The organism is Peptoniphilus mikwangii (assembly GCF_000468535.1).
Lineage (GTDB): Bacteria > Bacillota > Clostridia > Tissierellales > Peptoniphilaceae > Anaerosphaera > Anaerosphaera mikwangii.
The window spans coordinates 48,111-60,730 of record NZ_AUQY01000002.1; the positions used below are offsets into that span (position 1 = coordinate 48,111).

Here is a 12,620-nt window from a genome sequence, read left to right on the forward strand (position 1 = left end):
GTTTTTTTATTATTGTAATAAAAATTAATTTAGTTAAAAGAATTATTAAAAATTCATTACAATAAATAAAAATCATATAGAAGTATGGTATTATGATTATATTTCGGGTATAATATAAATGAAAATATATCTTACTTGAGGTGTAAATATATTTTTACTTAATTTATAAATTTGGAAAGGAGGAACGAAAATGTTAAAGAAAAAGAGATATTTATCAATTATTATGGCTTTGGTGATGGTGATTGCCATTTTACCAATGAATGTATTTGCAAATGAGGTAAATGAACCGGTTGAACAAACTCCTGAGACTACAGAGATTGTTTCCGAAGATAAGACACCTGAGGTTACAGAAGGTGAAAATGATGAAAATGATCCACTTGATGTGACTGAAGAAGAAGCTAATCCTGAAACGCTTTCTGATAGAGGAGCTACAGTAACGGGCGTTGCAATAATATCAAAACCTGACAAAACAGTTTATACAGTTGGAGAAGCTTTAGAATTAGCAGGTTTAAAAGTTAGGTTAACTTATTCAGATAATCATACTGACGATGTAGCGTTTGCAGATTTTGCAGGACATGCTCCTGTAATTACAACAAGTCCTGCTGATGGAACGATAGTTAATACACCATCAATTATAACTGTAACGGTTACTTGTAATCTTCAAACAGCAACTTTTCAGGTAACTGTAAAGGCACCTGCACCTGCAACAGTAACAGGAATAGCGAAGAAAACAGATCCTGACAAAACGGTTTATACAAAGGGAGAAGTTTTAGATCTAACAGGTCTAGAGGCTACTTTAACTTATTCAAATGGTGATACTGAAGATGTTGATTCTGCAGTTTTTGCATCACATAATCCTGTAATTACAACAAGTCCTGCACCCGGATCAGTTCTTAATACTGTAGGAAATCAAGATGTAACTGTAGCTTGTAATGGAAAAACTTTCAATTTCCAAGTAACTGTAAATGCACCTGTACCTGGAACAGTAACAGGAATAGCTATAAAGACAAATCCTACAAAGATGGTTTATAATGTAGGAGATAAATTGAAACTGAATGGATTGGAAGTTACTCTAACTAAAGAAGGACAACCGGCAGAAGATGTAGCATTTGCAGATTTTGCAGCACATGCTCCTGTAATTACAACAGAACCTGCTGATGATACAGTACTTGATACGGCAGGAATAAAAACTGTAAAAGTAAAATGTAATGGATTTGTAGCAACTTTTAATGTAGAAGTAAAAGCACTTGTTACACCAAGAGTATTAAGTGCGGATGTATATTATGATAAAGTAAAAGGAACTGCGCAACCTGTAGGAGCAACTGTTAAGCTTTATAAAAATGGAGTAGTATTAGGATCCGGAATAGTAGATTCTCTTGGAAACTATTCAATAGCATATAATTTCGGATATTATAACGGATATTACGGCGGATATTATGGCTATTATGGAAATGTTATTAATCCGACAAATGTAGGACATACAAGTCTATCGGGATATACAACTGCTAATACTCATGTAGTAGCTTATGACGGAAATGGAAATTATCTTGGAAGTACAACTTCAAGTTCTACAGGATATTACTATATATCTTACAGCTATGTTTCAAATTATAATGCGATAACAGTATATAAGGGATATTATGACGGATACTACGGTGGATATTATGGCTATTATGGAAAATATTCAGACAAATACTATGGATATTACTATGATTTAAGTGATTATTATCTACAAGCAGAAAAAGATGGAGAAGCATCTGAAAAATTCTGGTTAAATAATGCTTATGCTCATAATTACTGGAATGGATATTGGAACGGATATTATCCTGGATATTGGAACGGATATTATACTAATGCTAAATATGCAACTGTAACAGATGCGAAAGCAGGCAACTCTTATGTTAAGGGATATGGAGTAAATCCATATGCAACAGTTACAGTAAAAGATAGTCTTGGTTACAACCTTGGTTCTTCTACAGCAGATGGCAACGGATATTTCACAACATACACTAACAGAGCATTAAAATATGGAGAAACATTAACAATTATAACTTCAATAAATAACTACAAAGACGTTTCTACAACATATGTTGTAGGAGGAAGTACAAGTAGCTATAGTTATAATTATAAGAACGAATTTGTAATCGGCAGCGGAAAACTTGTAAAAACAGTTGATGGAATAACAACAATACAATATATGGACGTAGCACCATATATTAAAGACGGAAGAACAATGTTACCGCTAAGATATGTTGCAGAATCATTAGGATACACAGTTTCATGGAATGCAAGCACAAGAATAGCAACATTCACAGATGGAACACACATTATTCTAGTTAGCATAGATTCAAGTAAATTCTACATTGACGGAAAAGCATATAACTTCTCAGTAAAACCTGAAATTAAGAATGGAAGAACAATGCTTCCTATTTCAGAAGTTGGAAAAGCATTAGGCTTAAGTCATGGAAATAAAGGCGAAGGAAAGAACATTGAATGGGATGCGGCAACACAAACAGTAGTTATTCAAAAAAACAAATAAGTTTCTAAATTTATATAATTAAGTATTTAAAAAATAAGGCTGCAGAGAAATCTGCAGTCTTATTTTTTATAGAGAGTTAAGATAATATCAAAAATGTTAAATAAAAATGATATATAACAACTATATTTAGAACAACTATTATTTTGATTTCTAAGTATTTTATACATTAAATTTGTTTGATATAATATTATTTGATAAGTATTTTAAGAATTAAGTCGAAATGGAGGTAAAATATGACACTTTTACAAATTACATTATTGGCTGGTTTATTGGGTGCAATACTTATGTTTTTGGGAGATATGACGCTTTACTATGATAAGAACGATTATTCATCAGATGATGGACTAAGTTCAATTATTGGTATTATGAAAAACGTAAGTAGAAAAAGGCTTTATATCGGTGGAATGCTTGGACCTATTTCAGCTTTTTTGTACTGTGTAGGATTTTATCATATAGTACTTTTTATTGATGAAGATATTTCATTTTAGGTTGGACAGGTTTTTTAGTAAGTTGTTTGGGGATTATCTGTGGCGGAGTATATCATAGTCATTGTGCAAATTTAGGTCTTATCGGTCGACATGATAATAAGGATACTCTTGACGAAGTTTTTTATTTTTTAAAATTTCAGAGGGGAATTGTATTTGTTTTTTGTTCGATTGGCTACATTATTGTTACCATAATTATCTTTTTGGATTTAACGGAACTTCCAAGATGGATGTTTATTTTCAGCCAAACTGTATTAATTATGTTTATTCCTTTTTTAAGAAAACTTCCTAAGGGATTTCATATGATTCTTTGCGGAGGCTGGACAAATTTAGTTTCTGTTATATATTATGTTGCAGTTTTGATAGCTTTATATAGGTAAGAAATAAAGATAGATTATAATATTAGTAATATAATAATATGTTAATAAAATTTTTTACAAGTTAATTATTTCACTTTTAATGCAAGGAGGTCTATTATGAAAACAGTTATTGTTTATTATTCTAAGCATCATAATAATACAAAGAAAGTTATAGATGTTATTGCTAAATTGGAAAATGTAAAGCTCATTGATGCCGGTATCATTAAGGAAAAGGATTTATCGGAATATGATCTTATATGTTTTGCTTCGGGAATTTTTTATAGTAATTTTCATAAATGTGTTATTGAGTTTGCAAAGAAGAATCTTCCGGAAAATAAAAAGGTATTTTTCATATATACCTGTGGAATAAAGAGGGCGAACTACACAGATAAAATAAAACAAATTGTAATTGAAAAAAATTCAAAAGTTCTCGGAGAGTATGCCTGCTTAGGATTTGATACTTTTGGACCTCTTAAATTAATAGGTGGAATAGCTAAGGGACATCCGAACGAAGAAGAAATAAATGGGGCGGTAGAGTTTTATAGTAATATTATAAATAAAATATGAGGAGTCGGGAATATGTCTAAGCAAGCGTCAAAAATACAAGAAAAAGTAATGTCTTTTATGTATCGCGGCAAAGGAATTTTTAAGCCGTTAAATACCGGAAGCATTGATGAGAATGTAAAATGTATCAGAGAATTTGTTGCGAATATTTTTTTCTATACTAAAAAAGACACAACTATAATGATAGATGCAGGATATAATTATGAAAGATTACTTGAAAAGATGAAGTGGATTGATATTGATCCGAATACAATAAAACACATTTTAATTACACACCAAGATACTGATCACATAGGTGCTGTAGAACGTGACAGTAGTCAGCTATTTAAGGATGCAACTTTATATATAGGAGAAATAGAAAACAAATATCTTACAGGAGAGAAGAAACGTAAAGTATTATATGGATTGGGAACTTTACCGCGAGTTTTTATTGATAATAAAAAGATTTTATTAAAAGACGGAGATGTCTTTTTTATAGACGAAATTAAGATTGAAAGTATTCTTGTTGCAGGACATACATGGGGACATTTAGTTTATTTAATAGATGATAAGTATTTATTTACAGGAGATACAATTTGGTTTGGTGTAGATGGAGGTTATAGTTTTATAAATAGTTTGGCAGAAAGTAATTCTCTTGCCAAAGAGTCACTAAAAAATTTGGAAGAACAGTTGAGAAACAGAAAGTTAAATCCAATTGTAATTACTGGACATACCGGTTGGGCGGATAGCATTGATTTTACGTTTGCTCATAGGGATGAAGTATGTAACAGTATGAAGAAACAAAAACCATATGATCCTAGGGCGCCATACGATGCATATGATGAGTCGGATGATACGGAAGAACGCTGTAGAGCAAATAAATTAAAAAAGGCAAATGAAGAATAAGCTATATATTTATATGTGAGGTCAATTATGAAAAGAATTTTATTTATTTTTTTAATATTATTTGTTATAAATTTCGGAGTTTTTAAAATTATAACCAAAAGTAATTCAAGCATACCTCCAAAAAGTGATATAGTTGAGATTTATAATGACAATGGAAAAGAAAGTGCACTTGAAAAATTAGAAGGTGTCAGTCAAGAAAATTTAATTGAAGCTTGGGGAAAACCGGATGGTTCGTTATTCGGAATGTATGGAGATATATGGGAATATGAAAATAAAATTATAATTATTTATTATAAGGATGTTGATGAAGAAGTTGTTATAGATGTAATTGTAGATAACAAACAAATATAAATATAATTATTATGGGGTGGATGTTTTTGGGAAGTAAATTAAATTTATTGGAAATAGTAGGACTTGTAGCTACAATTTGCGGTTTTATCTATATATTATACATAAATGGATATGCTGTCTTTTCTGCAAAAAAAGCATTGATGTTTGTAGGAACCATGGGATATTTTACAAATAGATGCAAGGTTAGATTTTATGCCTGTACCGGATTTGTGAAAAGAGTTTTGAAATTTAAAGAAAGCAGAGAGTATGAGTTCAGGTATGATGGAAAGTTAAAAAACGGCACCGCCTATATTGAAGTTCAGGATAGAAATGGTAAAGTATTATTTACAATTGATGAAGGGAATAAGATTGTAAGTTATAATTTTGAACGCAAAGAAAGATATTATCTGGTAATGAGATTTAAAAATGCAAATGGGAAACATGAATTGACTTGGAAATGATATTATCAGCAGAGTGTATGATAAAACAAACATTCAAAAATTATGTGATGTTGCAAGGTTAATGTTTGAAAAATTTGAATTACAAAAGTGAAAGAGGATATATTTTGCAGTTTGTAAAAAGTAAATTTTAAAAAGAAAGGCAGCCGCTTTAGGCTGTTTTTTTGTCTAATGGAATTCAAAAATAAAACTACATAATTATACTTGAAATTAATTATCAATAATAGTATCATGATAACTAAGTAATCTTTGAATGAGGAGGTTATAGTTTGTCAAACGGTAATTATGAGGTTACTCATAAAAAAATTCTTGAAAGTGCTAAAAGACTTTTTTTGAAAAACGGATATGAGAGAGCAAACCTTAGGGAAATTTGCAGAGGTGCGGAAATAACAACAGGTGCATTTTACAGACATTTTGAAGATAAAAATGCTTTGTTTTCTGAACTTGTGGATCCTGCAATAAATGGAATTATGAAAAAGTATAGAATTGCTGAGGGAATATGTTTTGATTATTTATCTAATGAAGATTTAATTTCAATGATGAAGTTTGGTGTTGATATTGCTATGGTTTTTATTGACTATATCTATGACAATTTTGACGCATTTAAACTCATACTAATGTGTTCGGATGGAACGAGGTATGTCAATTTTATAGATTGGCTGGTTGAGGAAGAGATGCGTGCAAATAAAAGAATGTTTATGCTTTTTGAGGAGCATAATATAGTTTATAAAAAAATATCTGAAAAGGAAATGCATATGTTGGTGCATTCTTATTTTTCATGTATGTTTGAAACGATTTTTCATGACTATGAAAGAGAAGAGGCAATAGAGTGTATTAGAACGATTACAAAATTTTATTCTGCAGGATGGAAAGAGTTATTGGAAATATCAATGTAATAATAGAAATTATAATGAATTTAGTTGCTGAGAAGGAGGTAAAATATGGAGAAACAAAATCCTTTGATGAGGATATGGGAATTGGCTAAAGAAGAACATTCGGGATTAATAAAGTCTGTAATATTTGCAATAATAGGTGTACTTGGAGGAATGATACCATATTTTGCAGTAAGTAAGATTTTAATTAATTTATTAAATGGAAATACAGATAACAATTTGTATATTCATTGGGCTTTAATTAGTTTTTTAGGTTATTTGATTAAGGTTGTTTTTTATGCAAATGCTCTTTCGATATCACATAAGTCGACATTTAGCGTATTAAAAAATATAAGATTAAAAATTCTTGATAAATTGCCGAAAATGCCACTTGGAACAATTTTAGAAACATCAAGCGGACGAATGAAACAGATAATTGTAGATCAGGTTGAAAGTACTGAAACAACTCTTGCACATTTAGTTCCTGAAATGACTTCAAATATTTTGGGACCTGTATGTATAATAATTTACTTATTTGTACTTGATTGGAAAATGGCATTATTATCTATAGTATCTATTCCTGTAGGCATGTCTTTTATGGGATTAATAATGAGAAATTACACAGAGCGTTATGAGGGTGCTGTAAGGACAAATGCGGAAATGAACTCGGCAATAGTTGAGTATGTAGGAGGTATTGAAGTAATAAAGGCATTTAATCAGGGGAATAAATCCTATGCAAAATTTGCTGAAAAAGTAAATGCAAATGCGGCATATTTTTATAATTGGATGAAGGAATGTCAATTTTACACTTCGTTAGCAGGTGCAATATCACCTACGACAATGATCACTACATTGCCGATAGGATGGATTTTCTATATTAAGGGAAGCATATCGATAGAAATTTTTATAACAACTATAATTTTATCTCTTGGAGTAGCAGGTCCGATTATTTCTGCAATGATGTTTTTTGATAATCTTGCTAAGGTCGGAACTATTGTAGATTCAATAGATAAAATTTTATGTGGAGAAGAACAAATTCACAATAAGGAAAGTGTGAAATTTGATAATATGAATATTGAACTTAAAGATGTATCGTTTGGATACACAGAAGAAAAAGAGGTACTGCATTCAGTAAATATGAATATATCTGAAAGTACAATGAATGCTTTTGTAGGATTGAGCGGTAGCGGAAAATCTACAATTGCAAAGCTAATTGCAGGTTATTGGGATATTAAGTCAGGCAGTATAAAAATTGGAGGTATAGAGCTAAAAGAGATACCTTTAAATCAGCTATACGATTTAGTTTCATTTGTATCTCAGGATAATTTTTTATTTGATGAGAGTATAAGAGAGAATATAAGAATGGGCAATATAGATGCAACGGATGAAGAAATTGAAAAAGTTTCTAAGCTTTCTGGATGCCATGATTTTATCATGAATTTAGAAGATGGCTATGATACTGTTGCAGGTAGTAGTGGAAGTCATATATCGGGAGGAGAAAGACAGAGAATTGCAATAGCAAGGGCTATGCTTAAAAATGCTCCGATAGTGATTTTGGATGAGGCAACAGCATATATAGACCCCGAAAATGAAGCTATTGTTCAAAAAGCTGTTGCAAAATTAATTTCAGAGAAAACTGTAATAGTAATAGCTCACAGATTATCCACAACAACCAATTCAGATAAAATATTTTTGATAAAAGATGGAAGAGTTGCAGATAGAGGGACTCATGAAGAATTGCTAAATAATAACTTAGATTATAGAGATATGTGGAATGCACATATTGGAGCAAGGGATGGTGAATAATTATGATAAATACATTAAAAAAGATATGGGAATTTGCCGGAGAAGAGAGAAAAAATATCAGTCAATCTGTATTTTTAGGTTTTGTATTTGCAGTTTTTCACATGTTGCAAATAAGTGCAATATATTTTGTTATAGATGGACTTATCAAGGGAGAAAAGTCTTTGAAAATATCTTTTATTGCATTTATGCTTTTAGTAATAAGTATTATCGGCAGAGCAAGTATAAATTATTTTACTCAGCTTAAGCAAACGCATGCGGGCTATTTTATGGTTGCCAATAAGAGAATAGAAATAGGGAATAGACTAAAAAGTGTTCCCATGGGTTATTTCAACAAGACAAGCATAGGAGAAATAATAGGAATAAATACAACAGTATTGGATGATGTTGAAACCCTTGCACCTATGATACTTGTAGCTATGCTTAGCGGGTTTATAAATTCAGTTGTATTTACAATTATGATACTTTTATTTGAGTGGAAGATAGGAATTTTGGTAGTAATGGGAACAGCAATATATCTTGTAATAACATCAAAGATGGAAAAAAGATCAAGAACACTACTTCCTAAAAGGCAAAAAGCTCAAGCTAAGCTTGTAGAAGCAGTACTTGAGCAAATACAAGGTATGCATATAATAAAGGCATTTAATTTAACAGGAAAGGGAGATAAGAAAGTTCGTAGAGCATTAGAAAATAGTAGAAGTTCAAATTTAAGTGTGGAGAGGGTATTTACACCGTATATAATGGCTCAATCCATATCACTAAATATATTTAGCGTATTAATGATTATTGTATCAGTATCAATGTATCTGAATGGGACTATGACACTTACAAATGCAATAATGTGTATAATAATGTCATTTATGGTATTTACACAAATAAGTTCAACAGGAAGTTCGCTTGCTACGTTCCGTATAGTGAGCAGTTCAATAGAGCAAGCGGAAAAAATAAATGAAATACCGCAAATGGATATAGATGGAAAAGAAATCATACCTGAAAGCCATGATATAGAATTTAGAAATGTAAGTTTTTCGTATGAAAAAAAGAAAATTTTAGATAATATTTCTATAAAACTGCCGGGAAAAACCATGACTGCAATAGTAGGACCAAGTGGAAGCGGAAAGACTACTATGTGTAATTTAATTGCGAGATTTTGGGATGTTGATGAGGGTAGTATAACGATAGGTGGAAGAGATATAAAGGAATACACATTGGAATCTCTTATGGAACAAATAAGTATGGTATTTCAAAATGTATATTTATTCCAAGATACAGTAGAAAATAATATTAGATTTGGAAAACCTGATGCTACACATGAACAGGTAATAGAGGCTGCAAAAAAAGCTTGTTGTCATGATTTTATAATGGGTCTTCCGAATGGATATAATACCATAATTGGAGAAGGAGGAGGAAGTTTATCCGGAGGAGAAAAACAAAGAATTTCAATTGCAAGGGCTATATTGAAAGATTCTCCGATTATTATATTTGATGAAGCAACTGCCAATATTGATCCGGAAAATGAACATAAACTTCAAAGCGCTATAGAAGAGCTTACGAAGAACAAGACGATAATAATGATAGCACACAGATTGAAGACAGTTAGAAATGCAAATCAAATATTAGTTGTTAATAATGGAAGAATAGAAGAAATAGGAACTCACGAAGAGTTAATAAAACAGGATGGAATATATTCCAAGTTTATTAATTCAAGAAAAGAAGCTGTGGGTTGGAAAATTTAAAAAATATCCGTTTCTAATGTTAGAAACGGATATTTTTTATTCTTCAATAGGTTCAGTTACATCAAAATGTCCCATAAGTGTTTGAACATCTTTTCCGTCAACTGTAAATTTTACTGAATTAGAAACCGGAGTATTATTTTTCTTTACTGATTTTAATGTATTTACTATAGAACCGATTAGAATTTGTTCATCTAAGCTTCCGCCTTCTAAGTTTTTAGAATTCAGGTCAACTGTAAATATAGATTCATGTAGCTCGATATTATTGATAGTTATTTTTTTAGGTATTGCAGCAAATACATCTGTTTCTTTTCCGTCAGAATTTGTTGCAGTTTTAGGAGAGACTTTTAATTTTTCCAGTTCATCTTTAATTTCGTCAATGTCGTTAACAGTTGTACGTATAGATGCAAATTTATAATTTTCATCTCCATTTACTACAAATTCTTTTGTAGGATAGTATAAGCTGATTTCATAAACAGTTTCATTAACCGGTTCTTTTTCGGATGCACTATTATTTATAGAGCTTTTGCCGCAAGATGTAAGTAATAGTAGTATTATTGCAATAAATATTAAGTTTTGTGTAAATTTTTTCATTTTATTCCTCCTTAAAATGTAGTTTTTTTATAACTAAAGTGGGTATTATTAGATTATACTATTATAATGAGAAAATTTATAGTATAATTCTTATTTATTAAGGAGGGGTGATAATTTGTTTTTTGACGATGAAAATAATAATGGCAAAAAAAATAAAGATAACAAATTTATAAAAAGACCTATGTTAATTTATTACATACTGGCTATAGTGTTAATTTTTACTGTTCCGTATGTTACAAGGCAAAGATTACAAAAAAATGTTAAAGTAACGACTACAGATTACAGTACATTTTTAAATTATGTTGAAAGTGGTAAAGTTACTGAAGCACATGTTTTAGATAAGAAAATAAGATTTGATGTTAAAGAACCCGGAAAAGAAATTCAAAAGTTTGAAACATCAACATTTAATGATTTAAAATTAGTAGATAGGCTTAATGAAAATAATGTTAAGTTTGATAAGGAATATCCTAATGAATTAAATCCTATATTGATGGTTCTAATTCAAATGGGAAGTACATTTATAACATTATTATTAGTTTGGTATATTTTTTCAAGATTTATACTTAAGAGATTTGGTGGAGAAGGTGGAGTAGGACCGATGAGTTTTGGTAAATCTAATGCTAAAATTTATGTCCAATCTACTGATGGAATCAGATTTAATAATGTTGCAGGACAGGATGAAGCCAAAGAGGCGTTGACAGAAATAGTTGATTTTTTACACAATCCTAAGAAGTATACAAAAATAGGAGCCAAACTTCCTAAAGGAGCACTACTTGTAGGGCCTCCCGGCACAGGTAAAACTCTTCTTGCAAAGGCTGTAGCGGGCGAGGCTGATGTACCGTTTTTTTCAATTTCAGGATCTGAATTTGTAGAAATGTTTGTCGGACTTGGAGCTGCTAAGGTAAGAGATTTGTTTAAACAGGCTCATGAGAAAGCACCATGTATTGTATTTATTGATGAGATAGATACTATTGGTAAAAGACGTGATGGAGCCGGAATTTCGGGCAATGATGAAAGAGAACAAACTTTAAATCAACTTCTTTCAGAAATGGACGGTTTTGAAGGAAATGACGGAGTTGTAATTCTTGCAGCTACTAATAGACCGGAATCATTAGATCCGGCACTTTTAAGACCAGGTCGTTTTGACAGAAGAATTCCGGTTGAGCTTCCGGATCTTGCAGGTAGAGAAGCTATTTTAAAAGTCCATTCAACAAAAATTATCAAAGATGATAATATAGATTATACACAAGTTGCAAAAGCTACTGCCGGAGCAAGTGGAGCCGATCTTGCAAATATGATTAATGAAGCAGCTCTTAGAGCTGTAAGAGAGGGCAGAGACAAGATGACTCAAAGAGATATTGAGGAATCTGTTGAAGTTGTTCTTGCAGGATATGAAAGGAAGAATGCAGTTATTTCTCCTAGAGAAAAAGAAATTATTGCATATCATGAAGTTGGACATGCACTTGTTGCCGCAATGCAAACTAATTCGGCACCTGTTCATAAAATTACAATAGTGCCAAGGACAAGTGGGGCATTAGGATATACTATGCAAGTAGATGAAGAAGAAAAATTCTTAATGAGCAGGGAAGAATTATTTAATAAGATAGTTACATTAACCGGCGGGCGTTCAGCAGAAGAATTAATTTTTTCATTGAGGACAAGCGGCGCATCAAATGATATTGAACAAGCGACTAAAATTGCAAAGGCTATGATTACAAGATTTGGAATGAGTGATGAATTTGGATTTGTTGCCATGGAAAGTGTAAGTAATAAATACTTGGGTGGCGATACCAGTCTAAGTTGTTCACCGGATACTGAGAGTAAGATAGATTTAGCAGTTCAACAGTTAATAGAAAAAGCTCATGAAAAGGCAATCAATATACTTAAAGAAAATATTGATGCACTGCATGAAATAGCACATTTTCTTCTTCAGAGAGAAACAATTACAGGAGAAGAATTTATGGAAATACTAAATAAATATTTATAATAAAAAACCTT

The 12,620-nt window shown here is 31.1% G+C and carries 12 protein-coding genes; 11 read left to right on the forward strand and 1 reads right to left on the reverse strand.

Going from position 1 to position 12,620, the window contains the following annotated elements:
* Positions 1 to 190 precede the first annotated feature (190 nt).
* The 10 genes from M915_RS00605 (at position 191) to M915_RS00645 (ending at position 10,031) form a co-directional block, all read left to right on the forward strand.
* Positions 191 to 2,539, forward strand: a complete 2,349-nt coding sequence (locus M915_RS00605; protein WP_036728395.1) for a stalk domain-containing protein — start codon at positions 191 to 193, stop codon at positions 2,537 to 2,539.
* A 233-nt stretch (positions 2,540 to 2,772) separates the two neighbouring features.
* Positions 2,773 to 3,027 carry a DUF6796 family protein gene (locus tag M915_RS07615; protein WP_321163009.1) on the forward strand — a complete coding sequence of 85 codons (255 nt, stop codon included), beginning with the start codon at positions 2,773 to 2,775 and terminating at the stop codon, positions 3,025 to 3,027.
* 26 nt (positions 3,028 to 3,053) lie between these two features.
* Entirely contained in the window at positions 3,054 to 3,404 is a 351-nt protein-coding gene (locus M915_RS07620) for a hypothetical protein (protein WP_321163010.1), read from the forward strand.
* 96 nt (positions 3,405 to 3,500) lie between these two features.
* Positions 3,501 to 3,950, forward strand: a complete 450-nt coding sequence (locus tag M915_RS00615; RefSeq protein WP_009222422.1) for a flavodoxin family protein — start codon at positions 3,501 to 3,503, stop codon at positions 3,948 to 3,950.
* Positions 3,951 to 3,962: 12 nt separating this feature from the next.
* Positions 3,963 to 4,832: an MBL fold metallo-hydrolase gene (locus tag M915_RS00620; protein WP_009222421.1), complete on the forward strand. Its 870-nt coding sequence runs from the start codon at positions 3,963 to 3,965 to the stop codon at positions 4,830 to 4,832.
* Between the two features lie 27 nt (positions 4,833 to 4,859).
* A complete protein-coding gene (locus tag M915_RS00625) occupies positions 4,860 to 5,183 on the forward strand; it encodes a hypothetical protein (RefSeq protein ID WP_036728397.1) in 324 nt (107 codons plus the stop codon).
* A 26-nt stretch (positions 5,184 to 5,209) separates the two neighbouring features.
* Positions 5,210 to 5,623: a hypothetical protein gene (locus M915_RS00630; RefSeq protein ID WP_051259761.1), complete on the forward strand. Its 414-nt coding sequence runs from the start codon at positions 5,210 to 5,212 to the stop codon at positions 5,621 to 5,623.
* 266 nt (positions 5,624 to 5,889) lie between these two features.
* Positions 5,890 to 6,516 carry a TetR/AcrR family transcriptional regulator gene (locus tag M915_RS00635; protein WP_036728398.1) on the forward strand — a complete coding sequence of 209 codons (627 nt, stop codon included), beginning with the start codon at positions 5,890 to 5,892 and terminating at the stop codon, positions 6,514 to 6,516.
* Positions 6,517 to 6,561: 45 nt separating this feature from the next.
* On the forward strand, positions 6,562 to 8,298 hold the full coding sequence (locus M915_RS00640; RefSeq protein WP_036728400.1) for an ABC transporter ATP-binding protein: 1,737 nt from the start codon (positions 6,562 to 6,564) through the stop codon (positions 8,296 to 8,298).
* A gap of 2 nt (positions 8,299 to 8,300) precedes the next feature.
* Complete coding sequence (locus M915_RS00645; RefSeq protein ID WP_009222416.1) at positions 8,301 to 10,031, forward strand: ABC transporter ATP-binding protein; 1,731 nt, start codon at positions 8,301 to 8,303, stop codon at positions 10,029 to 10,031.
* Between the two features lie 36 nt (positions 10,032 to 10,067).
* On the opposite strand, the gene M915_RS00650 is transcribed toward M915_RS00645, so the two are convergent.
* Positions 10,068 to 10,622, reverse strand: a complete 555-nt coding sequence (locus M915_RS00650; RefSeq protein ID WP_036728403.1) for a GerMN domain-containing protein — start codon at positions 10,620 to 10,622, stop codon at positions 10,068 to 10,070.
* A gap of 181 nt (positions 10,623 to 10,803) precedes the next feature.
* Between M915_RS00650 and ftsH the strand changes: the two genes are divergently transcribed.
* Positions 10,804 to 12,609: an ATP-dependent zinc metalloprotease FtsH gene (gene ftsH / locus M915_RS00655; RefSeq protein ID WP_115737014.1), complete on the forward strand. Its 1,806-nt coding sequence runs from the start codon at positions 10,804 to 10,806 to the stop codon at positions 12,607 to 12,609.
* Positions 12,610 to 12,620 lie beyond the last annotated feature (11 nt).

Bases quoted from the DNA above. Each gene is read 5' to 3' on its own strand.
- M915_RS00640 (WP_036728400.1), top strand. From the start codon at position 6,562: ATGGAGAAACAAAATCCTTTGATGAGGATATGGGAATTGGCTAAAGAA.
- M915_RS00615 (WP_009222422.1), top strand. From the start codon at position 3,501: ATGAAAACAGTTATTGTTTATTATTCTAAGCATCATAATAATACAAAG.
- M915_RS00625 (WP_036728397.1), top strand. From the start codon at position 4,860: ATGAAAAGAATTTTATTTATTTTTTTAATATTATTTGTTATAAATTTC.
- M915_RS00605 (WP_036728395.1), top strand. From the start codon at position 191: ATGTTAAAGAAAAAGAGATATTTATCAATTATTATGGCTTTGGTGATG.
- M915_RS00620 (WP_009222421.1), top strand. From the start codon at position 3,963: ATGTCTAAGCAAGCGTCAAAAATACAAGAAAAAGTAATGTCTTTTATG.
- ftsH (WP_115737014.1), top strand. From the start codon at position 10,804: ATGTTAATTTATTACATACTGGCTATAGTGTTAATTTTTACTGTTCCG.
- M915_RS00650 (WP_036728403.1), bottom strand. From the start codon at position 10,622: ATGAAAAAATTTACACAAAACTTAATATTTATTGCAATAATACTACTA.
- M915_RS07615 (WP_321163009.1), top strand. From the start codon at position 2,773: ATGACACTTTTACAAATTACATTATTGGCTGGTTTATTGGGTGCAATA.
- M915_RS00645 (WP_009222416.1), top strand. From the start codon at position 8,301: ATGATAAATACATTAAAAAAGATATGGGAATTTGCCGGAGAAGAGAGA.